This is a genomic window from Mycobacterium marinum (genome assembly GCF_003391395.1).
In the GTDB taxonomy this organism is placed as follows: domain Bacteria; phylum Actinomycetota; class Actinomycetes; order Mycobacteriales; family Mycobacteriaceae; genus Mycobacterium; species Mycobacterium marinum.
In genome coordinates, this window is sequence record NZ_CP024190.1 from 1,891,669 (window position 1) to 1,913,610 (window position 21,942).

General features: G+C 66.7%; 18 protein-coding genes and 1 pseudogene. 15 read left to right on the top strand and 4 right to left on the bottom strand.

Annotated elements, in window-relative coordinates; all coding sequences use genetic code 11:
• Positions 1-16: 16 nt before the first annotated feature.
• Together CCUG20998_RS07965 and CCUG20998_RS07970 are read right to left on the bottom strand one after the other, a co-directional pair.
• Positions 17-1,612 (bottom strand): 1,4-alpha-glucan branching protein domain-containing protein, encoded by a 1,596-nt coding sequence (locus CCUG20998_RS07965; RefSeq protein WP_036455337.1) that lies wholly within the window; start codon positions 1,610-1,612, stop codon positions 17-19.
• Positions 1,609-2,427 carry a class I SAM-dependent methyltransferase gene (locus CCUG20998_RS07970; protein WP_020728153.1) on the bottom strand — a complete coding sequence of 273 codons (819 nt, stop codon included), beginning with the start codon at positions 2,425-2,427 and terminating at the stop codon, positions 1,609-1,611. The genes CCUG20998_RS07965 and CCUG20998_RS07970 overlap by 4 nt, the downstream gene beginning before the upstream one ends.
• Positions 2,428-2,699: 272 nt before the next feature.
• Between CCUG20998_RS07970 and CCUG20998_RS07975 the strand changes: the two genes are divergently transcribed.
• The 7 genes from CCUG20998_RS07975 to mnmA all read left to right on the top strand — a co-directional run bounded on the left by CCUG20998_RS07975 (position 2,700) and on the right by mnmA (position 9,244).
• A complete protein-coding gene (locus CCUG20998_RS07975) occupies positions 2,700-3,491 on the top strand; it encodes an electron transfer flavoprotein subunit beta/FixA family protein (protein ID WP_012393508.1) in 792 nt (263 codons plus the stop codon).
• 47 nt (positions 3,492-3,538) lie between these two features.
• The gene (locus CCUG20998_RS07980; protein WP_020728154.1) at positions 3,539-4,495 is read left to right on the top strand and encodes an electron transfer flavoprotein subunit alpha/FixB family protein; all 957 of its coding nucleotides are present in this window, start codon (positions 3,539-3,541) and stop codon (positions 4,493-4,495) included.
• Positions 4,496-4,638: 143 nt separating this feature from the next.
• A complete protein-coding gene (locus CCUG20998_RS07985) occupies positions 4,639-5,499 on the top strand; it encodes a GNAT family N-acetyltransferase (protein WP_036455338.1) in 861 nt (286 codons plus the stop codon).
• A complete protein-coding gene (locus tag CCUG20998_RS07990; RefSeq protein ID WP_020728156.1) occupies positions 5,499-6,335 on the top strand; it encodes a lysophospholipid acyltransferase family protein in 837 nt (278 codons plus the stop codon). Before CCUG20998_RS07985 ends, CCUG20998_RS07990 begins: the two co-directional genes overlap by 1 nt.
• 78 nt (positions 6,336-6,413) lie before the next feature.
• Entirely contained in the window at positions 6,414-6,914 is a 501-nt protein-coding gene (locus CCUG20998_RS07995) for a DUF427 domain-containing protein (protein ID WP_012393510.1), read from the top strand.
• Between the two features lie 60 nt (positions 6,915-6,974).
• Positions 6,975-8,156 carry a cysteine desulfurase family protein gene (locus CCUG20998_RS08000; RefSeq protein WP_020728157.1) on the top strand — a complete coding sequence of 394 codons (1,182 nt, stop codon included), beginning with the start codon at positions 6,975-6,977 and terminating at the stop codon, positions 8,154-8,156.
• The gene (gene mnmA, locus CCUG20998_RS08005) at positions 8,153-9,244 is read left to right on the top strand and encodes a tRNA 2-thiouridine(34) synthase MnmA (RefSeq protein WP_011740003.1); all 1,092 of its coding nucleotides are present in this window, start codon (positions 8,153-8,155) and stop codon (positions 9,242-9,244) included. Before CCUG20998_RS08000 ends, mnmA begins: the two co-directional genes overlap by 4 nt.
• Here the strand turns inward: mnmA and CCUG20998_RS08010 are convergent.
• Positions 9,241-9,870, bottom strand: coding sequence for a sensor domain-containing protein (locus tag CCUG20998_RS08010; protein ID WP_036455339.1), 630 nt, complete (start codon positions 9,868-9,870; stop codon positions 9,241-9,243). The genes mnmA and CCUG20998_RS08010 overlap by 4 nt on opposite strands.
• 95 nt (positions 9,871-9,965) lie before the next feature.
• Here CCUG20998_RS08010 and CCUG20998_RS08015 point away from each other — a divergent pair, with 95 nt between their 5' ends.
• From CCUG20998_RS08015 to CCUG20998_RS28090, 6 genes and pseudogenes are all read left to right on the top strand, one after another.
• Positions 9,966-10,979 carry a uroporphyrinogen decarboxylase/cobalamine-independent methonine synthase family protein gene (locus CCUG20998_RS08015; protein WP_036455340.1) on the top strand — a complete coding sequence of 338 codons (1,014 nt, stop codon included), beginning with the start codon at positions 9,966-9,968 and terminating at the stop codon, positions 10,977-10,979.
• 325 nt (positions 10,980-11,304) lie between these two features.
• Positions 11,305-12,801 carry a B12-binding domain-containing radical SAM protein gene (locus CCUG20998_RS08020; RefSeq protein ID WP_181005679.1) on the top strand — a complete coding sequence of 499 codons (1,497 nt, stop codon included), beginning with the start codon at positions 11,305-11,307 and terminating at the stop codon, positions 12,799-12,801.
• A 228-nt stretch (positions 12,802-13,029) separates the two neighbouring features.
• Entirely contained in the window at positions 13,030-15,093 is a 2,064-nt protein-coding gene (gene ligA / locus CCUG20998_RS08025) for an NAD-dependent DNA ligase LigA (protein WP_020728161.1), read from the top strand.
• 57 nt (positions 15,094-15,150) lie between these two features.
• Entirely contained in the window at positions 15,151-15,759 is a 609-nt protein-coding gene (locus CCUG20998_RS08030; protein ID WP_085979884.1) for a TetR/AcrR family transcriptional regulator, read from the top strand.
• A 172-nt stretch (positions 15,760-15,931) separates the two neighbouring features.
• Positions 15,932-16,363, top strand: a complete 432-nt coding sequence (locus CCUG20998_RS08035) for an MmpS family transport accessory protein (protein WP_181005680.1) — start codon at positions 15,932-15,934, stop codon at positions 16,361-16,363.
• Positions 16,360-19,256, top strand: a pseudogene (locus CCUG20998_RS28090) (MMPL/RND family transporter). The gene CCUG20998_RS08035 and the pseudogene CCUG20998_RS28090 overlap by 4 nt, the downstream one beginning before the upstream one ends.
• A gap of 10 nt (positions 19,257-19,266) precedes the next feature.
• On the opposite strand, the gene CCUG20998_RS08045 reads toward CCUG20998_RS28090, so the two are convergent.
• A complete protein-coding gene (locus CCUG20998_RS08045; protein WP_094358040.1) occupies positions 19,267-19,923 on the bottom strand; it encodes an ACT domain-containing protein in 657 nt (218 codons plus the stop codon).
• A 157-nt stretch (positions 19,924-20,080) separates the two neighbouring features.
• Between CCUG20998_RS08045 and gatC the strand changes: the two genes are divergently transcribed.
• Positions 20,081-20,380, top strand: coding sequence for an Asp-tRNA(Asn)/Glu-tRNA(Gln) amidotransferase subunit GatC (gene gatC / locus CCUG20998_RS08050; protein WP_011740011.1), 300 nt, complete (start codon positions 20,081-20,083; stop codon positions 20,378-20,380).
• Positions 20,377-21,858 carry an Asp-tRNA(Asn)/Glu-tRNA(Gln) amidotransferase subunit GatA gene (gene gatA / locus CCUG20998_RS08055; RefSeq protein WP_020728165.1) on the top strand — a complete coding sequence of 494 codons (1,482 nt, stop codon included), beginning with the start codon at positions 20,377-20,379 and terminating at the stop codon, positions 21,856-21,858. Before gatC ends, gatA begins: the two co-directional genes overlap by 4 nt.
• The last annotated feature ends 84 nt before the right edge of the window (positions 21,859-21,942 follow it).

A 21,942-nucleotide genomic window follows, 5' to 3' on the forward strand; every position in this document is an offset into this window, starting at 1 on the left:
GGCCCCAGCGGCGCGCTCACTTGGGCAGCCTTCGTGCGTCCAGAGCCCCGAACAGGCCATCGGCGCGGTTCCAGCCTTGGGCCAGTCGCTGGGCGTTGTCGCGCCGGCCCGACGCCAGCGCCCCGGCGATCTCTCGGGTGGCGTGCGCATGCAAGTGCGCGCGATAGCGCGCATAGTCGGCGGCGGAGTCCTTGCTCACCATGAACGGCCAGTCGCTCGAGACGGTCAGCAGCGTCTCACGCAGGATCTGATCGGCGACGTGATCGCGGGGGATCGGGCCATCCAGGGACGCGGTCTGGGCCAGCGCCTTGTCGACGGTGGTCAGCGCGGTGTCGACCACCTCGGAGTTGAGCTGGACCAGATCGGACACCTTGGGGCCGTTCCAGACTTGCCAGTCCTTGCCGGAACCCCAAGAGCTGGGGGGCAATTCGACCGGAGCGCCCACGAATCCGTTGACCATGGCATCGTGCAGCGTCCCCACCCCCACGCCAGCGGCAGGCAGGGCGCGTAGCACCCGCTGCAACCAGGTCGGCCCCTCGTACCACCAATGGCCGAACAACTCGGTGTCGAACGCGGCGACCACGTGCGCGGGCCGGCCGATGCGCTGTGACTCGGCAATCAGCCGGCCGCGCACCACCTCGACGAAGTCGGCTACGTGGACGTCGATCGCGCGGTCGGCGCGCTGCGGGTCGTAGGGGGCTTTGGCCTCCGATGCCACATTGCGGCCGGTGACGCGGGCCGGTTTGAGGCCGGTCAGGTGATCGTAGGTGTGGAAATCGCGGTATGCGGCATGCCCGGGGTAGCCGGATTTCGGTGACCACACCCGGTAGCTGACCTGCAGATCACGCCCGAACGCGACCACGTCGGTGTCGCCGACCGGTCGGCCCAGTGCGGTGTCGCCGTGCAGGGATGGGCCGTCCACCATGAAATGGCTGACCGCGGCGGCCGCGTAGTCGTGCTCCATGCCGGGGGCGTATGCGCATTCGGGTGCCCAGATCCCCGATGGGCTGTGTGCCATCCGCAGCCGTGCATCGGCCAAACCTTCGCGCAGCGCGAATTCCCGCAGCCGCGGATTCAGCAGTGGTTGGAACGGGTGGGCCAGTGGGCCGCCGAGCAACTCGACGGTGCCGGCGTCGATCAGGGCGCGCAGCAGCGGGCTTGCGCCATGGCGCCAGGCGGTGGCGAAGTCGTCAAGCGCCTGATCGGCCTCGGCGCACTCGCGGGTTCCGAAGTCGCGTAGGGCCTCCGGTGTGCAGGAGAGGTGTTTGGCCGACTTCGATGCGGGCGCAGACCGGACGCTGGTGGCCTCGGCCGCGCGCAGCCGCCAATTGGCCAACCAGTGGTGCATCCCGTCCAGGCAATAGGGGTCATCGAGTTGGGCGTTGACTACCGGAGTCATCCCCAGCGTGATGAGCCCGCGGCGCCCCTCGTCGGCGAGGGTGCGCAGCACGCGGAACAACGGCAGGTAGGCGGCCGACCAGGACTGGTAGAGCCACTCCTCGCCGACCGGCCATCGGCCGTGGTGGGCAAGCCAGGGCAGATGGGTGTGCAGCACCAGGGTGAACAACCCGGGCACCCGGTCTGGCGAATTGGTGTTGTCCCAATTGGTCAATGCCGCACCGCGATCGCAATCAGATCCAGGCTGTCGTCAATTTCGTGGGCGGGTTCCAGCCCCGCCACGATGATGTCGAAGTCCGCGGTGGTCACCGCCGCGACATCGGCGGCCAGTTCGGGTGACCACGGTTGTTCGGCGACCGCGCGGGCGATCTGGGCGTCGATGATCGAGCCGCCATGGCGCTCATCTATCGCACGCAGCTGCGGCGCGTGAAACAACCCGTACATCGTCACCTCGGCAAAACCCGCTTCTAGCAGCAATTCGGTGAGTTCGGCGGCGTTGAGTTCGCGGGTGTGGAAGGGGTTGATCGGGGTGTCGCGGCCGGGGGAGAAGGTGATCCGGTTCGGCGTGGACACCATCAATACGCCCGACGGGCGCAGCACCCGCGCGCATTCGCGGACGAATTGCCCCTGGTCCCATAGGTGCTCAATGACCTGGAAGTTGACCACCACGTCCATCGATGCGTCGGGAAGCGGCAAGTCCGCCAGGTTTGCCTGCATCACCTCGACCCGGGGGTAGCGGTGGCGGACATGCGCCACAGCGGCCTCGTCGTAGTCCACGGCCACAACGCGGCGCGCGACACCGGCGATCATGTCGGCGCCGTAGCCTTCGCCGCAGCCCGCTTCCAGCACGTCGCGCCCCGCGCAACGAGGCGCCAAGCGTTCGTATACGACCTCGTGGCGACGGAACCAGTAGTTCTCGATGTCCAGATCGGGGATGGTGCGTTCGCCCGTCAGCATCAACACCGCATCGACCGGCGGCGCACTGGCGGTCGGGATCTGGTCGGGAACGTCGGGGACGAATGAGCTCATTGCTAACGCAGGCTAGTGCCTAGCGCCCGATTCGCGAACCGTAGCCAGAAATGCCCGGAATGCTCGAGCCCCCGACGCGGGGGTCTGGCGGGGTGGGATAGCCGCGGGTTATGGGGGGTGAGCGGGCAATTGAGCAACTGCCACCCGCTAAGGTGTGAGGGCAGACCGCGAGAAGTTACCGCCTAGTAACATGCCGTGCGGTTGCGAACCGCGTGACCGAAGTCCTGCAGTCGACGGCTGCGGGACTCCTTCGAGGAGGACGAGCCACACCCATGACAAACATTGTGGTCCTGATCAAGCAGGTCCCAGACACCTGGTCGGAGCGCAAGCTGACCGAGGGCGACTGGACGCTAGACCGCGAGGCCGCCGATGCGGTCCTGGACGAGATCAACGAACGAGCGGTGGAAGAAGCGCTGCAGATCCGCGAGCGCGAAGGCGGCGAGGGTTCGGTGACCGTGCTGACCGCGGGTCCCGAGCGCGCCACCGAGGCGATCCGCAAGGCCCTGTCCATGGGTGCGGACAAGGCCGTCCACCTCAAGGACGACGGCATGCACGGCTCGGACGTCATCCAGACCGGGTGGGCGCTGGCACGTGCGCTGGGCGCCATCGAGGGCACCGAGCTGGTGATCGCGGGCAACGAGTCCACCGATGGCGTGGGCGGCGCGGTGCCGGCCATCATCGCCGAGTACCTGGGCCTGCCGCAGCTCACCCACGTGCGCAAACTGTCGGTCGAGGGTGGCAAGGTCACCGGCGAGCGTGAGACCGACGAGGGCCTGTTCACCCTGGAAGCCTCTCTTCCGGCTGTGGTCAGCGTCAACGAGAAGATCAACGAGCCGCGCTTCCCGTCCTTCAAGGGCATCATGGCCGCCAAGAAGAAGGAAGTCACCGTGCTGACCCTCGCCGAGATCGGGGTTGAAGCCGACGAGGTGGGCCTGGCCAACGCCGGGTCGACGGTGCTGTCGTCGACCCCGAAGCCTGCCAAGACTGCCGGTGAAAAGGTCACCGACGAAGGTGAAGGCGGCAACCAGATCGTGCAGTACCTGGTTGCGCAGAAAATCATCTAGCGAGTGCCCTGCATTTCAGGCCCAATGACGAAAGAGCGATAAACCCCATGGCTGAAGTATTGGTGCTCGTTGAGCACGCGGAAGGCGCGCTGAAGAAGGTCAGCGCCGAATTGATCACCGCCGCCCGTGCGTTGGGCGAGCCGGCCGCCGTTGTGATCGGCGCCCCCGGCACCGCCGCGCCGCTGGTCGACGGACTGAAGGCGGCCGGTGCCGCCAAGATTTACGTCGCTGAGTCCGACGTCGTCGACCAGTACCTGATCACCCCGTTCGTCGACGTGCTGGCGGGACTGGCCGAATCCTCGGCCCCGGCGGCCGTGCTGGTGGCTGCCACTGCCGACGGCAAGGAGATCGCCGGGCGGCTTGCTGCCCGGATCGGGTCGGGTCTGCTCGTCGACGTGGTGGGGATCAACGACGGTGGCAAGGCCGTCCACTCCATCTTCGGTGGCGCGTTCACCGTCGAGGCCCAGGCCACCGGTGACACCCCGGTGATTTCGGTGCGCGCCGGTGCGATCGAGGCCGAGCCGACCGATGGCGCCGGTGAGCAGGTCAGCGTGGACGTCCCGGCCCCTGCCGAGAACGCCACCAAGATCACCTCGCGTGAGCCGGCGGTCGCCGGCGACCGCCCCGAGCTGACGGAAGCCACGGTGGTGGTGTCCGGTGGCCGTGGTGTCGGCAGTGCCGAGAACTTCAGCGTGGTCGAGGCGCTGGCCGACTCGCTGGGGGGTGCGGTCGGTGCTTCGCGTGCCGCGGTCGACTCCGGCTACTACCCGGGTCAGTTCCAGGTGGGGCAGACCGGCAAGACGGTTTCGCCGCAGCTCTACATCGCGCTGGGTATCTCCGGGGCGATCCAGCACCGCGCGGGCATGCAGACGTCCAAGACCATCGTTGCGGTCAACAAGGACGAAGAGGCGCCGATTTTCGAGATCGCCGACTACGGCGTGATCGGCGACCTGTTCAAGGTTGCCCCGCAATTGACCGAGGGGGTCAAGGCTCGCAAGGGCTGATCGGCCGATTCAGTAGTAGTAACGGCCCCGCAGGCTTGCCTGCGGGGCCGTTATCGTCGGCTGCGACATTTCGTCATCTGACGTGCACCGACATGTCACAGCGCTGATGCCGGTTAGCTGACCGGTTAGGCCACGTTGGTGGCATGAGCATCGCTTCTGTCCTCATACCCAGCGACAAGCTGCGTGGCCCGGCGACCGATGCGGGTGCCGGCCCACGCTATTCCCTATTGCTGTCCACCGATTCCGCGCTGATCGAGGCCGCTCAGCGCCTGCGCTATGACGTGTTCGCCGCCACGCCGGGCTTCGCGCTACCGGCGGCCGACGACCGCAGGGATGTCGACCGGTTCGACGAGTACTGCGATCACCTGCTGGTCCGCGACGACGACACCGGTGAGCTGGTGGGGTGCTACCGGATGTTGCCACCGGCAGGGGCCATCGCCGCGGGAGGCCTCTATACCGCTACCGAGTTCGACGTGGGTGCCTTCGACCCGCTGCGGCCGTCGCTGGTGGAAATGGGTCGCGCCGCGGTGCGTGACGGGCACCGCAATGGCGCGGTGGTGCTGTTGATGTGGGCGGGAATTCTTGCCTACCTGGACCGCTGTGACTACGACTACGTAACCGGCTGCGTGTCGGTGCCGATCGTCGAGCCAACCGGCCGGGACGGCATCACGCCGGGCCGCGAGCTGCGGGGCGTGCGTGACTTCGTGCTGAGGCGCCACCCGGCTTCCTACCGGGTGGACCCCTACCGGCCGGTGCGCATCGACGGCAAGAGCCTGGATGACATCGCCCCACCGCCGCGGCCGGCGATCCCGCCGTTGCTGCGTGGCTATCTGCGGCTGGGCGCGCAGGCCTGCGGCGAGCCCGCCCACGATCCGGACTTCGGGGTGGGGGATTTCTGTGTGCTGCTCGGCAAGCGTGACGCCGACATCCGCTACCTCAAGCGGCTCAGATCGGTGTCCGCGGCCGCGGAAATGGCGGGCGAGCTGGCGGGCGGAGCGGCCTGATGAACGCTGAGGCCGGGCACTCCTGGCTGCCTCGCACCTCGTGCGACATCAGCTGCGTCAGCCTCGGCCACCCGGCGGTGCCCCGCCGGGTACCGGCCACCCTGCGGGTGGCGTTGCGCATCGTCTGGGCGCTGCTGCTGATGCCGGGGCTGCCGCTGCTCGGCGTGCCGGTGCCCGGCCGCAGCCACGCACAACGCGCATACTGCCGGCTGGTCCTGCGTTGTTTCGGTGTCCGGATCACGGTGTCGGGCAGCCCGATCCGCAACCTGCGCGGGGTTCTGGTGGTCAGCAACCACATCTCCTGGCTGGACGTCTTTGCCATCGGCGCGGTACTGCCAGGTTCATTTGTGGCCCGCGCGGACATGTTCACCGGACCCGGGGTCGAGATTGTGGCCCGACTGCTGAAAATCATTCCGATCGAGCGGACCAGCCTGCGCCGGCTGCCCGGCGTGGTCGACACCGTCGCCCGCCGGCTGCGCGCAGGACAGACCGTGGTGGCCTTTCCGGAAGGAACCACCTGGTGCGGGCTGGCGTCGGGCAGCTTCTATCCCGCGATGTTTCAGGCCGCGATTGACGCCGGCCGTCCGGTGCAGCCGCTGCGGCTGACATATCACCACGTCAACGGTGCCATCTCGACCATCCCGGCCTTCGTCGGAGACGACACCCTGGCGCGCTCGGTTCGCCGGGTGCTCGCCGTGCGTCGCATCGTGGCGTCGGTGCATGTCGATTCCCTGCAACTGCCGGGCCGCGATCGCCGGGCCCTGGCCAGCCGCTGCCAGTCCGCAGTGCACGCTGGGGCGGCGCACCCGGCACACCGGCCCGCGCTGGTGGCCTGAAAAGCCTCTCACCCTGCGGCAACGTGTCTGTGGACAATGGGTGACAGGGACCGTCAGCCCAGCGTGCAGGAGGCCGTCATGACAACATGGCCAACACCCGATCCGCCCGCCGGCGGCCAGGAGTCGGTGTGGGACTATCCCCGGCCGCCGCGGTTGGAGCCGTTCGCCGGTTCGATCACCATCGAGCTGGGCGGCCAGACGATTGCGTCGGCGACCCGAGCCTGGCGCGTGCTGGAGACCAGTCACCCACCCACGTACTACCTGCCCGAAGATGCGTTCGGCGACGGTGTGCTGCGCCCGGCGGCGGGCGGTTCATGGTGCGAGTGGAAGGGCCGGGCGAGCTACTTCGACCTGGTAACCCCGGCGCGACAGGCCGCGCGCGCGGCATGGACCTACCCAAACCCCACCCACCCCTTCCAGCCCATCGCTGGTGCGATCGCGGTGATGGCGGCCCAGGTGGACCGCTGCACGGTCAATGGCGAGCCGGTGGTGCCCCAACCCGGCGGTTTTTACGGCGGATGGATCACCAGCTGGATTGTCGGCCCGTTCAAGGGCATTCCTGGATCGATGGGGTGGTAGGCGCGGCCACCGGCTCAGGAGTTTGGGGTCGCTGACCTGGCCGGTATCGTGGGGCGAGTCATGGTCTACCTCGATCACGCCGCCACCACCCCGATGCATCCAACCGCCATCGAGGCGATGACGGCTGTGCTGGCCACCGTGGGCAACGCGTCGTCGCTGCACACCACCGGGCGGGCTGCGCGCCGGCGCCTCGAGGAATCCCGCGAGCTGATCGCGGCCAAGCTGGGGGCACGCCCCTCGGAGGTGATTTTCACCGCGGGGGGCACCGAGAGCGACAACCTGGCCGTCAAGGGAATGTACTGGGCGCGCCGGGACGCGCAGCCCGCCCGTCGGCGCATCGTCACGACGCGGGTGGAGCACCACGCCGTTTTGGACACGGTGGACTGGCTGGTTGAGCACGAAGGCGCCGAGGTGACCTGGCTGCCCACCGACGCCGATGGCTCGGTGTCGGCCAGCGCGTTGCGCGATGCGCTGGAGAGCCATGACGATGTCGCGTTGGTATCGGTGATGTGGGCCAACAACGAGGTCGGCACGATCATGCCGATCGCCGAACTGGCCGGGGTTGCCGCCGAGTTCGGTGTCCCCATGCACAGTGACGCCGTGCAGGCCGTCGGCCAGATACCGGTGGACTTCGGTGCCTGTGGCCTGGCGGCGATGAGTGTGACGGCACACAAGTTCGGCGGCCCGCCCGGAGCCGGGGCGCTGCTGATGCGACGCGACGTCAGTTGTGTGCCGCTGCTGCACGGTGGTGGCCAAGAGCGCGATATCCGGTCCGGCACTCCCGACGTCGCCAGTGCGGTCGGTATGGCGGCGGCGGCGCGGATCGCGGTGGACGGGCTGGAAGCCAACTGTGCGCGGCTGCAGACGTTGCGGGACCGCCTCGTTGCCGGGGTGCTCGCCGAAATCGACGACGTTCGTCTCAATGGTGCCCGCGATCCGCTACGGCTGCCCGGCAACGCGCACTTCACCTTCCGCGGTTGCGAAGGTGATGCGCTGCTGATGCTGCTGGACGCCAACGGAATCGAGTGCTCGACCGGATCCGCCTGCACCGCCGGTGTCGCGCAGCCGTCGCATGTGCTGATCGCGATGGGCGCCGATCCGGCCAGCGCGCGCGGCTCGCTTCGTCTTTCGCTGGGGCACACGACAGTCGAGGCGGACGTCGATGCGGCGCTGCAGGTGCTGCCCGCAGCGGTGGCTCGCGCCCGCTCTGCCGCCGTGGCTGCCGCGGGAGCGGCCTGGTGAAAGTTCTAGCCGCAATGAGCGGAGGCGTCGACTCATCGGTGGCGGCCGCCCGCATGGTCGATGCCGGCCACGACGTCGTCGGCGTGCATCTGGCGCTGTCGACCGCGCCGGGCGCGCTGCGTACCGGCTCCCGGGGTTGTTGCTCCAAAGAGGACGCATCCGACGCGCGCCGGGTCGCCGATGTGCTTGGAATCCCGTTCTATGTATGGGATTTCGCCGAGAGGTTCAAAGAGGATGTGATCGACGACTTCGTGTCCTCCTACGCCCGCGGTGAGACCCCCAACCCCTGCATTCGCTGCAATCAGCGCATCAAGTTCTCGGCGCTGTATGCCAAAGCGTTAGCTCTGGGCTTTGACGTGGTGGTTACCGGCCACTATGCCCGGCTATCCGAGGGGCGGCTGCGCCGCGCTGTGGACCAGGACAAGGACCAGTCCTACGTGCTGGCGGTGCTGACCGCCGAGCAGCTGCGCCACGCGATGTTCCCGATCGGGGACACCCCCAAGCCGCAGATTCGGGAAGAGGCGTCCCGGCGCGGCCTGGCGGTGGCCGACAAGCCGGATAGCCACGACATCTGTTTCATTCCGTCGGGCAACACCCAGACGTTTCTGGGCGAGCGGATAGGGGTTCGTCGCGGCACCGTGGTGGACGCGGCCGGTGCGGTGCTGGCCACCCATGACGGCGTGCACGGTTTCACCATCGGGCAACGAAAGGGCCTGGGAATCCCCGGGCCGGGACCCGACGGCCGCCCGCGCTACGTGACGGCGATCGACGCCGAAACCGGCACGGTTCGGGTCGGTGACGTGGCCGATCTGCAGGTGCACGCGCTGACGGGGCGGGCGCCCATCTTCACCGCGGGGACCGCTCCGACGGGCCCGCTCGAGTGTGCGGTTCAAGTGCGTGCGCACGGTGAAACCACCAGTGCGGTAGCCGAATTGGTCGGCGACGAACTGTCGGTTCGGTTACATTCCCCGCTGCGGGGGGTGGCACGGGGTCAGACGCTGGTGTTGTACCGCCCCGATCCGGACGGCGATGAGGTGCTGGGCAGTGCCACCATCACCGCAACCTCGGCGTGCTCGCCGGTGTCCTAGCCCGGCACGTTGGCGGCGATGTTGGTCAGCACGATGTCAGAGACCGAATCCGGGAACCCGCAGAAGGTGACTTCCAGCAGGGCCACCGAAAGCACCCGGTAGTCGCGGCCGCAGTCACCGGGGCGCATGCGCAGCGAGTCGGCGTCGGCTTTCCAGCTGCTGACAAACAACCAGCCGCTGGAACTGTCTGCGCAACTTCCGACGGCGCCCACCAGATCGTCGAAGGCTCGTCGGGCGATGTCGGCATCCGGATACACCGCCGCGGCTTCGGAGATCAGAGCGCTATCTGGCGGATCTTGGAAGGTGGTCTTGTGGAACCCCGCGATGTCGGGTCCAAAGGTGGTGCTCTCGGAGAAGATGAACCGGCATTCCACCGGCGCGGTCTTTGCCAGGGCATCGATATCCACCGGATAGCTGCCGTCCATCGCCGGAATGATCGTCAGGTCCTCGCCGGCGCCGGTGATCGCGCGCATCCGGGATTGGTCCAACAGCAGGGCGCCGGCCTGCCGCGCCTCCGGGGCAGACGCGCCGAACGCGGGCAGCGCTTCGCCGTCCACCACTCGCGTACACGCCGCTGCCAGGAGCGTGGCGCAACACATCGACAGCGGTCGAATCAGTCTGGCCATCTGCCACCCCTTTGTGCTTGCAACCTACCCCGGCGGTCCGTCGGTAAACACCCCTGGCTGTGTGCCACCGATGTGATGTCGAATACGGTTGGCAAGTGAGTGTTTTCGCAACGGCGACCGGCGTCGGGTCCTGGCCGGGCATCCTTGCGCGGCCGGCCGCCGAGGTCGTCGTTGGCGAGTTGGCGGATGCGCTGGCTTATCTGGTGGAGTTGCCCGCCAGGGGAGTGGGTGCCGACATGCTCGGGCGGGCGGGCGCGCTGCTGGTCGACTTGGCCCTGGACACGGTGCCGCGCGGCTACCGCATTGTGTCGCGGCCCGGCGCGGTGACCCGCAGGGCCATCAGCATGCTCAACGAGGACATGGACGCCCTGGAAGAAGCCTGGGAGACCGCGGGCCTTCGGGGCGGCGGGCGGGTGGTCAAGGTGCAGGCTCCCGGGCCGATCACCCTGGCGGCCGGGGTGGAGTTGAGCAACGGGCATCGGGCCATCACCGACCCCGGGGCCGTGCGTGATCTGGCCGCCTCGCTCGGCGAGGGAGTGGCCGCCCACCGGGCGGAATTGGCGCGCCGTCTCGATACACCGGTGGTGGTGCAGTTCGACGAGCCGACGCTACCGGCGGCCCTGGAGGGGCGGCTGACGGGCGTGACTTCGCTGGCCCCGGTCGCCGCACTCGACGAGGCGGTGGCGCTGGGGCTGCTCGATACCTGCGTCGAGGCCGCCGGCGCCGACGTGGCGCTGCATAGCTGCGCGGCGGCGCTGCCGTGGGATCTTTTGCAGCGCAGTGGTATCAGCGCGGTGTCGGTGGATGTCGCAACACTGCGTGCCGCGGACTTGGACAGCATCGCGGCGTTCATCGACTCGGGCCGCACGGTGGTGCTCGGCGTCGTGCCCGCCAGCGTTCCCGACCGCCGGCCTTCGGCCGAAGAGGTCGCCGCCGACGTGGTCGCGGTGACCGACCGGCTTGGCTTCGGCCGCGCGGTGCTGCGCGACCGTGTTGGGGTCGCGCCGGGCTGCGGTCTGGCCGGCGCGACGCCGCAATGGGCCCGCACCGCGATCGGCCTCGCCCGCAAGGCCGCCGAAGGCCTGGCTCGAGACCCCGATGCCATCTGAGGGTGCGATGTTCGGGGCCTGTGGCCCTGGCGGAGACCTCACCCTGTTCCGCTGATTGGTGGACATGCGGGTCGACGGGTGTATGCATCCGATTGGCGGACAGACCGCACTCGTTCGCGTGAGTAGGGTTCGGAAATATCCCATACGGAACGGAATGGGTGAGTGATCGATTCGCGAGACAACGGCGATTCTGCGAGCCGAAAGCCATTCCTGATTGTTTTCGCGAGTGTGGGTTAAGCTCGCGCGAAGTCTGTTGGTTCGGGCCATGCAGACCGTGAGTGAAAATCAGGTTATCAACTGCTGATTTCGGTCGTGGGGTCCAGAAGTGACGATATTGCTTGTCAATCCTCCCGGTGCCCGCCGTAATGGGCGCTCCTATTTGAGCGAGCAGAAGCTTGGCGACCCGTGGGTGTATTCCACCATGCCGATGGAGCACCTCGGCATGATGTCGATCAAGGCTTACGCCAAGACCCAGGGGATCGAGATTGCCACCGTCAACGGGCTCGTTGCCGGGCACAGTTCGGTACAGGAAACGTGGTCGGCCATCGAGAACGCCGTGCGTTGCAGCGGTAAGCCCCGGCTGGTCGGCTTTTCGTGCATCGACACCCTTCCTGAGGTGCTGTGGCTAGCGCAGCGCGTCCGCGAGACCTGGGACGATGTGCAGATCGCTCTGGGAAATGCGATCGCGACATTGAATTACGAGCGGATTTTGCGCCAGCATGACTGCTTTGACTTCGTGATCGTTGGAGACGCCGAGGTCGGATTCACCAAGCTTGCCAATGCCGTGGCCAATGGCGCTGCGCTCGACGACGTTCCCGGGTTGGCCCGCCGGGACGATCGCGGGCAGATCATCTGCTCGCCGTCGCGCCTGATCGACCTCGACGAGCTGCCCCGTCCGGCCCGCGACGAGTTGCCGAGCGTTCTTGCCGATGGCTTTTCCGCCGCGGTCTTTTCGACCCGTGGCTGCCCCTACCGCTGCACGTTCTGCGGCACCGGAGCCATGTCGGCGATGCTCGGGCGCAACAGCTACCGGGCCAAGTCGGTTGACGCGGTGGTCGACGAGATCGCGTACCTGAAATCCGATTTCGACATTGGCTTTCTCTGCATCACCGACGACCTGTTCATCTCCAAGCATCCCAGCTCGCAACAACGCGCGGCCGAGTTTGCTGACGCCATGATCAACAGCGGCGTTGACGTCAAGTTCATGATGGATATCCGCCTGGACTCCGTGGTGGATCTAGAACTGTTCAAACACCTGCACAAAGCGGGTTTGCGCCGGGTTTTCGTCGGCTTGGAAACCGGTTCTTATGATCAACTCCGCGCGTACCGCAAACAGATCATCAATCGCGGACAAGATGCCGCCGACACGATCAACGCACTGCAGCAGGTGGGCGTTGACGTAATACCGGGCACCATCATGTTTCATCCCACGGTGCAGCCGGATGAATTGCGCGAGACCGCGCGGCTGCTACGGGCCACAAAATTCATCTCCACCTATAAGTTCATGGGCAAGATCACCCCGTATCCGGGAACACCCCTATACCAGGAGTATTCGGATCTGGGCTATCTACGCGAGGAATGGCCGCTGGGTGAATGGGATTTCGTGGACCCGGAGGCCGCGCGTGTTTATGCCGATGTCTGTTCGCTCATCGCGCCACGCCCGGACCTGCCCTACGACGAGGCCGAGAAGTTCTTCCTGGCGCGCCTTGACGAATGGGACGACGTCATTGCCGCCCGAATTGAGCAAACGGCAGCCGACGGCACCGGCACGCTCGAGGCTCCCGGCGACCCTCAGACGCCGGAACTGCTGTCGTTGACCTAGCCACCCCGGGCCGTCGCGGGCCATTCTGGGCCGATTGGCGTGCGAACCGGGCCGGGGCCACGTCCCCGAATCGACAGCTACGTATTGTGGCTGCGTTGCGCCTGATAATTGAGATGTCGGCGGTCCGGGTGGACGTCGCAAGGCCGTGTGCGGCGAGGCCGCACGCACGGATGGGAAGGGGGATGGGGCGCCGGGTCCGCCGCGCGGACGTCGTGCCCCTGATCGCCAATGACTCCTGAGGTGTTGCGGCAGTGGCAGGAACTGGCCGAGCAGGTGCGTGCACACCAGTTTCGCTACTACGTGCGCGACGCGCCGGTGATCACCGACGCGGAATTCGACGAATTGCTGCGCCGGCTGGAGGCGCTCGAAGAACAGTATCCCGAGCTACGCACACCCGATTCGCCCACTCAGCTGGTCGGTGGCGCCGGTTTCGCGACCGAGTTCGAACCCGTCGAGCATCTGGAAAGAATGCTCAGCCTCGACAACGCGTTCAACACCGAGGAACTCACCGCCTGGGCCGGCCGCATCCACGCCGATGTCGGCGACAGGGCGGCCTACTTGTGTGAGCTCAAGATCGACGGCGTGGCGCTGTCGCTGGTGTACGAAGGGGGGCGGCTGACCCGGGCCTCCACCCGGGGCGACGGCCGAACCGGCGAAGATGTCACGCTCAATGCCCGCACCATCGAGGACGTTCCGGAACGGCTTTCCCACAGCGAGGACCACCGCATGCCCGAGGTGCTCGAGGTCCGCGGTGAGGTGTTCTTTCGGGTGGCTGATTTCCAGGCGCTCAACGCGAGCTTGGTCGAGGAGGGCAAGGCACCGTTCGCCAACCCCCGCAACAGCGCGGCCGGGTCGTTGCGGCAAAAGGACCCGGCGGTCACGGCCCGGCGCAGATTGCGGATGATCTGCCATGGGCTGGGCCACACCGAAGGCTTTCGCCCGGCGACGCTGCACCAGGCCTACCTGGCGTTGCAGGCCTGGGGGCTGCCGGTTTCCCAGCACACCACGTTGGTCGCCGACCTGGCCGGGGTACAGGAGCGCATCGACTACTGGGGCGAGCATCGCCACGAGGTCGACCACGAAATCGACGGCGTGGTGGTCAAAGTCGACGATGTCGCCCTGCAGCGGCGGCTCGGTTCCACCTCACGGGCACCGCGCTGGGCGATCGCGTACAAGTACCCGCCCGAGGAAGCCCAGACCAAGCTGCTCGATATTCGCGTCAACGTCGGCCGAACCGGGCGAGTCACGCCGTTTGCGTTCATGACGCCGGTGAAGGTCGCGGGCTCGACGGTGGCACAAGCCACCTTGCACAACGCGTCGGAGGTCAAGCGCAAGGGCGTGCTGATCGGCGACACGGTGGTGATCCGCAAGGCCGGTGACGTGATCCCCGAAGTGTTGGGTCCGGTGGTCGACCTTCGTGATGGGTCCGAACGCGAATTCGTCATGCCCACAACGTGTCCGGAGTGCGGCACGCCGCTGGCTCCGGAGAAGGAGGGCGACGCCGACATCCGTTGTCCGAATACCCGCAGCTGTCCGGGGCAGTTGCGGGAGCGGGTTTTCCATGTCTCCAGCCGCAATGCCCTCGACATCGAGATGCTGGGCTATGAGGCTGGCGCCGCGCTGCTTTCGGCGCAGGTGATCGGCGATGAAGGCGACCTGTTCGGACTCACCGAGGAAGAGCTGCTGCGCACCGACCTGTTCCGCACCAAGGCCGGTGACTTGTCCGCCAACGGCCGGCGGCTACTGGCCAATCTGGACAAGGCGAAGGCGGCGCCGCTATGGCGCGTGCTGGTGGCGTTGTCCATCCGCCATGTCGGACCGACAGCGGCACGCGCACTAGCCACCGAGTTCGGCAGCATCGATGCGATCGTCGCCGCGACCACCGAACAGTTGGCCGCCGTTGAGGGAGTGGGACCGACGATCGCCTCCGCCGTTTCGGAGTGGTTCACCGTCGACTGGCACCGCGAGATCGTCGAGAAGTGGCGGGCCGCCGGTGTGCGGATGGCCGATGAGCGCGACGACAGTGTGCCGCGCACACTGGCCGGGGTAACCGTGGTGGTCACCGGCTCGTTGCCCGGATTCTCACGGGACGAGGCCAAGGAGGCGATCGTGACCCGTGGCGGCAAAGCCGCCGGTTCGGTATCGAAAAAGACCTCCTACGTCGTCGCCGGTGACGCACCCGGCTCGAAGTACGACAAGGCGGTCGAACTCGGCGTGCCCATCCTCGACGAAGATGGGTTTCGAAAGTTGTTGGAGCAGGGCCCCCCGGCCGAAGTGGGGGAGCCGACCTAGCGGTCGCAACCCCCGACGACCGGGCCGCGACGATTGTGGCTACCACCGGCGAGTTCTATCGTGGGCGCTATGACGCAGACTGCCGACCGGTCCGCGCAGGTATCACCGTGGTCGCCGCGTGAGGCGGAGTTGCTTGCGGTGACGTTGCAGTTGCTGCAAGAACATGGCTACGACCGGTTGACGATAGACGCCGTTGCCAACACCGCCCGGGCCAGCAAAGCCACCGTGTACCGGCGCTGGCCGTCGAAGGCCGAATTGGTGCTGGCGGCATTCATCGAGGGGGTGCGACAGGTCGCCGTCGCGCCGAATACCGGCTCGCTGCGCGACGATCTAGTGAAGATCGGCGAGGGCATTTGCGGCCAGGCCCACCAACAAGCCAGCACCATCCGCGCGGTGCTCGTCGAGGTGTCGCGGCACCCCGCGCTCAGTGACGCGCTGCAGCGTCAATTCGTGGATCAGCGCAAGGCGTTGATCCAGCAAGTGCTGCAACAGGCGGTCGACCGGGGTGAGATCACCCAGGCGGCCATCACCGACGAACTCTGGGACCTGTTGCCCGGCTATCTCATCTTCCGGTCCATCATCCCCAACCGGCCGCCGACCCCTCACACGGTGCAGCTTCTGGTTGACGACTTCATCATGCCCGGCCTGACCCAAGCCACCGGGTGACCGTTGAGCCCCGGCGAGATCCGCGCGCACCAGGAGGATACAGGCACGTTTCTTGTGCAGTACGGTCCAGTACCGTACTGTCATAGCAGTCAAACTCACTTGAAGTGCACCGCCACCCGGGCACGGGTGCTTCGGCCCCTCGTCGAAAGGCCAACGAGTGAAGGAGATTTCAATGGCAGCCCTCGTCAGGAGGGGGTGGATGATGATTGTCGCGGTGGCCGTCGTCGTGATCGCGGGATTTGCGATCTATCGTTTGCACGGGATTTTCGGGTCGCACAACAACGCTTCGGGCGCCAACGGCATCTCGAATGAAATCGTCCCCTTCAACCCCAAACAGGTAGTTCTGGATGTGTTCGGCGCCCCGGGGGCCGTGGCGACCATCAACTACCTCGACGTGAACGCTCAACCCCAGCAAGTCGTGGATGCGCCGCTGCCCTGGTCCTTCACCATCACCACGACGGAGCCGGCGGTTCTGGGCAACGTGGTGGCGCAGGGCAACGGCGGCACCATTGGCTGCCGGATCACGGTCAACGGTGAAGTCAAGGACGAGCGGATCGTCAACACCCCCGATGCCTACACCTTCTGTCTGGACAAGTCCGGATGAGTGACCAGCAGCCCACGCCGCCTCGCATCCCGCACGCCATCCGCCGGCTCGCGGTTCCCATCGTGCTGCTGTGGCTGGCCCTTGCCGCGATAACCAACGCTTCGGTGCCACAGCTGGAGGACGTCGGCAAGACCCACAACGTGGCGATGAATTCCCCCGATGCGCCGTCGTTGCAGGCGACCAAGCGAATCGGCAAGGTGTTCGGTGAGTTCGACTCCGACAGCTCGGCCATGGTGGTGCTCGAAGGCGACAATCCGCTCGGCGCCGACGCCCACAAGTTCTACGACACCCTGATTCACAAGCTCGAACAAGACACCAAGCACGTCGAGCATGTACAAGACTTCTGGGGCGACACGCTCACCGCGGCGGGCGCGCAGAGCACCGACGGCAAGGCGGCCTACGTGCAGGTCTACCTCACGGGAAACCTCGGTTCGGCGCAGGCCAACGAGTCGGTGGACGCGGTCCGTGACATCGTCGAGCACACCCAGGCGCCGCCGGGTATCAAGGCATATGTCACCGGCCCCGCGCCCCTGATTGCGGATCAGTTCGAGGTGGGCAGCAAGGGGACCGCCAAGGTCACCGCGATCACCGTCGGGGTGATCGCGGTGATGCTGTTCTTCGTATACCGCTCCGTCCTCACCACGCTGCTGGTGCTGCTCACCGTGCTCATCGAGATGGCCGCCGCCCGCGGCATCGTCGCCGTGCTGGGAAATGCCGGAATCATCGGGCTCTCAACCTACGCAACGAATCTGCTCACGCTGCTGGTCATCGCCGCCGGAACCGACTACGCGATCTTCGTGGTCGGCCGCTATCAGGAGGCCCGCTCTGCCGGCGAGGAACGAGATACCGCGTTCTACACGATGTTTCGCGGTACCGCCCACGTCGTTCTGGGCTCGGGCCTGACCGTTGCCGGTGCCGTGGCATGTCTGAGCTTCACCCGGTTGCCCTATTTCCACAGCCTGGGTATCCCAGCCGCACTGGGCATTCTGGTTGCGCTGCTGGCCGCGCTGACCCTGGGTCCTGCGGTGCTGACGCTGGGCTCGGCGGTGGGCGTCTTCGAGCCCAAACGCGCGATGCGAACCCGCGGCTGGCGGCGGATCGGCACCGCGATCGTCCGGTGGCCCGGCCCCGTTCTGGTGGTGGCATGCGCGTTGGCGCTGGTGGGTCTGCTGGCCCTGCCGGGATACAAGACCAGCTATGACACGCGCCCCTACATGCCCTCCAGCGCCGCGGCCAACGTCGGATACGCGGCCGCCGAGCGGCACTTTTCCCGCTCCCGGTTGGAGCCCGAGCTGCTGATGATCGAAACCGATCACGACCTGCGCAACCCGGCCGACATGCTCATCCTGGACCGGGTGGCCAAGGCGGTTTTTCATGTACCCGGCATCGCCCAGGTGCAGTCGATCACCCGGCCGTTGGGCACCCCGCTTGATCACAGTTCGCTGGCGTTTCAGATGAGCGCGCAAAGCGCCAATCAGATCGAAAACCTCACCTACCAAAGAGATCGCGCGAACGACTTGCTCAAGCAGGCCGGCGAACTATCGACCACGATCGACCTGCTGAACAAGCAATACGCCCTGCAGCAGGAACTCGCGGCACGACGCACGGCGAGGCCGAGAACTTCCACGACACCATCGCGACGATGAAAGAGCTGCGCGACAAGATCGCGAATTTTGACGACTTCTTCCGGCCGATACGCAGCTACTTCTATTGGGAGAAGCATTGTTATGACATCCCGGTCTGCTTTGCGCTGCGGTCGATCTATGACGCGCTCGACGGGATCGACCAGCTCACATCGAAATTCGAGGACCTCACGGCGACCCTGGACCGGCTCGACGCGCTGCAGCCCAAACTGGTGGGCTTGATCCCACCCCAGATCGCCAGCCAGGAGACCAATCGCGAACTGCTGATGGCGAACTACGCGACCCTGTCGGGCATCTATGCGCAGACGGCGGCAGCGATCGAAAACGCCACGGCACTGGGCCGGGCTTTCGATATGGCCAAAAACGACGACACCTTCTACCTGCCGCCCGAGGTCTTCAACAATCCCGACTTCAAACGCGGTCTGAAGCTTTTCCTTTCGCCTGACGGCAAGGCGGCCCGCATGATCATCACCCACGAAGGCGATCCCGCCACCCCCGAGGGCATCTCGCACATCGACCCGATCAAGAAGGCCGCCCACGAAGCCGTCAAGGGCACCCCGTTGGCCGGGGCGCAGTTTTTCCTCGGCGGCACCGCGGCCACCTACTACGACATCCAAGACGGCGCCAAGTACGACCTGATGATCGCCGGGATCGCGGCGCTGAGCCTGATCTTGCTGATCATGATGTTTCTCACCCGAAGCCTGGTTGCCGCGCTGGTCATCGTAGGCACGGTTGCGCTGTCGCTGGGGGCCTCATTCGGCCTGTCGGTGCTGGTGTGGGAGTACCTCTTTGGCATCAAGCTGTATTGGGTGGTGCTTGCCCTGGCCGTGATCCTGCTCTTGGCCGTGGGGTCCGACTACAACCTGCTACTCATCTCACGGTTTAAAGAGGAGATCGGTGCCGGACTCAAGACCGGGATCATCCGTGCCATGGCGGGCTCCGGCTCGGTGGTCACCTCGGCCGGCCTGGTGTTCGCCGTCACCATGTGCGCCTTCGTGTTCAGCGGTTTTCAGGTGCTCGGTCAGATAGGAACCACCATCGGTCTTGGCCTGTTGTTCGACACCCTGATCGTGCGCTCGTTCATGACACCGTCGGTCGCCACGCTGCTCGGGCGCTGGTTCTGGTGGCCGTTGCGGGTGCGCCCCCGTCCGGCCAGCCAGATGCTGCGCCCCTACGGTCCACGGACGGCCGTTCGTCAACTGCTGCTATGGGAAGACGACGACCCGGTGGTTGCCAAAGAATCGCACTAGCCGCGCCGCGCTAGCGCAGCATGGTGGCCACGATCCCGGCCAGATAGCCCAGCCGAGCCACCTCCGAGGGCCGAAATTCCGGGCCGGGCCGCCCCAGCACGACCGCAGTGTGCTGGTCGCCCAGCGGCGCGGCCACCATCCTGGTGTCCATATCGCGCCAGACCTTTGGCACCCACTCGGCGCTTCCGTCCAGCGGTGTGGCTTGCTCGATCGGAAGCCACGGTGCCGAAGCGGCACGCGTCTCCGGGGCGCCCGGGCTTCCGGCCAACCGCTGCAACTCGCCCTCGACGCTGCGCAGCACCGTGCACCAGCTGACCCGCAGCACTCGGGGCGCCTCGTTGGCCAGAACCTGCAGCCGGGACGTGTTGTCCCGCGCCGTGGCGACGTGGTCAAGAAGCTCCAGCTCACGGTGGGCTTCCAAGAGGCCGGTATGCGGACGCACGCTGTCCACTCGGACGCCGTTGAGGGATTCCGCGGCGGTGATCAATGCGTCCGGCATGGCCCCCGGAGCAAGCTCGACGACCAGATCATCGATTGCATATCCACAGCCGCGCTCGACGACGTCGAGCGACAAGATGTCAGCACCTACCGAACCGAGTGCGACCGCGAGCGACCCCAGGCTGCCTGGACGGTCCAGCAGTTCGATGCGCAACAGATACGAAGGCACGCGCATCACTGTTGCACAGCGATGCGCGTGGGGCATTTCGGCAGGACACGATCGGGCCGCATCACGGCCGCCTCGAACTGCTCGGGAGACGGGCATCGCGTCGCATTCGGTGACGGGCGTGAAACCGGCCCGACGGGCGCGGTTAGGCTTTTCGCTCGTGTCCCAGATCTCCCGCGACGAGGTGGCCCACTTGGCCCGGCTTGCCCGTCTGGCGTTGACCGAAGATGAGCTTGACAGCTTCGCTGGTCAACTCGACGCCATCCTGACGCACGTCAGCCAGATCCAGGCCGTCGACGTCACCGGCGTCGAAGCCACCGATAATCCGCTCAAAGACGTCAACGTGATGCGCGCAGACCAGACGGCGCCGTGTCTGACGCAGGAAGAGGCGCTGGCCGAGGCGCCCGCAGCGGTTGACGGCCGCTTCGCCGTTCCGCAGATTCTGGGGGATAGCGAATGACCGACCTCATCCGATCCGACGCCGCCACGCTGGCCGCCAAGATTGCCGCAAAAGAGGTGTCCGCGACCGAGCTGACTCAGGCCTGCCTGGACCAGATCGAGGCGACCGATGACAGGTACCACGCCTTCCTGCACATCGGGGCGCACGAGGCGCTGTCTGCGGCGGCGGCCGTCGATACCGCCCTGGCCGCGGGGGAGCGGCTGCCGTCGGCGCTGGCCGGGGTGCCGCTGGCGCTCAAAGACGTGTTCACCACCGTCGACATGCCCACCACCTGCGGGTCCAAGATCCTCGAAGGCTGGCGCTCCCCGTACGACGCCACGCTCACCCTGCGGCTCCGCGCGGCCGGAATCCCGATTCTGGGCAAGACCAACATGGACGAGTTCGCGATGGGCTCCTCGACGGAGAACTCCGCCTATGGCCCGACCCGCAACCCGTGGAACCTCGACCGGGTACCCGGCGGCTCCGGCGGTGGTAGCGCCGCGGCCTTGGCCGCCTACCAGGCTCCACTGGCCATCGGCTCGGACACCGGCGGGTCGATCCGCCAGCCGGCCGCGCTGACCGCGACAGTCGGTGTCAAACCCACCTACGGCACCGTTTCCCGATACGGGCTGGTGGCCTGTGCCTCCTCCCTGGATCAAGGGGGGCCGTGCGCGCGCACCGTGCTGGACACCGCCATGCTGCACCAGGTGATCGCCGGTCACGACGCCAAGGACTCCACCTCTTTGGAAACCGAGATACCCGATGTGGTCGGCGCGGCCAAGGCCGGCGCGTCCGGTGACCTGCGCGGCGTGCGCATCGGGGTGGTCAAGCAGCTGCGGGGCGACGGCTACCAGCCCGGAGTGCTGGCCTCGTTCGAGGCCGCGGTAGCGCAGCTGACCGCGCTTGGCGCCGAGGTGAGCGAGGTCGACTGCCCGCACTTCGACCATGCGCTGGCCGCCTACTACCTCATCCTGCCGTCGGAAGTGTCGAGCAACCTGGCGCGCTTCGACGCGATGCGCTACGGGCTTCGGATCGGCGATGACGGGACCCACAGCGCCGAAGAGGTGATGGCCATGACGCGGGCCGCCGGGTTCGGGCCCGAGGTCAAACGCCGCATCATGATCGGCGCGTACGCGTTGTCGGCGGGCTACTACGACGCCTACTACAACCAGGCGCAGAAGGTTCGCACCCTGATCGCCCGCGATCTGGACGAGGCCTATCGATCGGTCGACGTGTTGGTTTCGCCGGCGACCCCGACCACCGCGTTTCCGCTCGGGGAGAAGGTCGACGATCCGCTGGCGATGTACCTGTTCGACCTGTGCACGCTGCCGCTGAACCTGGCGGGGCACTGCGGCATGTCGGTGCCGTCGGGATTGTCTCCGGATGACGGGCTGCCGGTGGGGCTGCAGATCATGGCGCCGGCGTTGGCCGACGACCGGCTCTACCGGGTGGGCGCGGCCTACGAGGCCGCCCGAGGCCCGCTACCCAGCGCCATCTGATTCCGCGCGAGCAGACACAGAATCGCGCCAATCCAGCCTATTTCGGCCGATTTTGCGTCTGCTCGCGCCAATGGTCGCCGCCCC

Bases quoted from the DNA above. Each gene is read 5' to 3' on its own strand.
- CCUG20998_RS08035 (WP_181005680.1), top strand. From the start codon at position 15,932: ATGGCAGCCCTCGTCAGGAGGGGGTGGATGATGATTGTCGCGGTGGCC.
- CCUG20998_RS08000 (WP_020728157.1), top strand. From the start codon at position 6,975: ATGGTCTACCTCGATCACGCCGCCACCACCCCGATGCATCCAACCGCC.
- CCUG20998_RS07975 (WP_012393508.1), top strand. From the start codon at position 2,700: ATGACAAACATTGTGGTCCTGATCAAGCAGGTCCCAGACACCTGGTCG.
- CCUG20998_RS07985 (WP_036455338.1), top strand. From the start codon at position 4,639: ATGAGCATCGCTTCTGTCCTCATACCCAGCGACAAGCTGCGTGGCCCG.
- CCUG20998_RS07990 (WP_020728156.1), top strand. From the start codon at position 5,499: ATGAACGCTGAGGCCGGGCACTCCTGGCTGCCTCGCACCTCGTGCGAC.
- ligA (WP_020728161.1), top strand. From the start codon at position 13,030: ATGACTCCTGAGGTGTTGCGGCAGTGGCAGGAACTGGCCGAGCAGGTG.
- CCUG20998_RS07970 (WP_020728153.1), bottom strand. From the start codon at position 2,427: ATGAGCTCATTCGTCCCCGACGTTCCCGACCAGATCCCGACCGCCAGT.
- gatA (WP_020728165.1), top strand. From the start codon at position 20,377: ATGACCGACCTCATCCGATCCGACGCCGCCACGCTGGCCGCCAAGATT.
- CCUG20998_RS07995 (WP_012393510.1), top strand. From the start codon at position 6,414: ATGACAACATGGCCAACACCCGATCCGCCCGCCGGCGGCCAGGAGTCG.
- CCUG20998_RS07980 (WP_020728154.1), top strand. From the start codon at position 3,539: ATGGCTGAAGTATTGGTGCTCGTTGAGCACGCGGAAGGCGCGCTGAAG.
- CCUG20998_RS08010 (WP_036455339.1), bottom strand. From the start codon at position 9,870: ATGGCCAGACTGATTCGACCGCTGTCGATGTGTTGCGCCACGCTCCTG.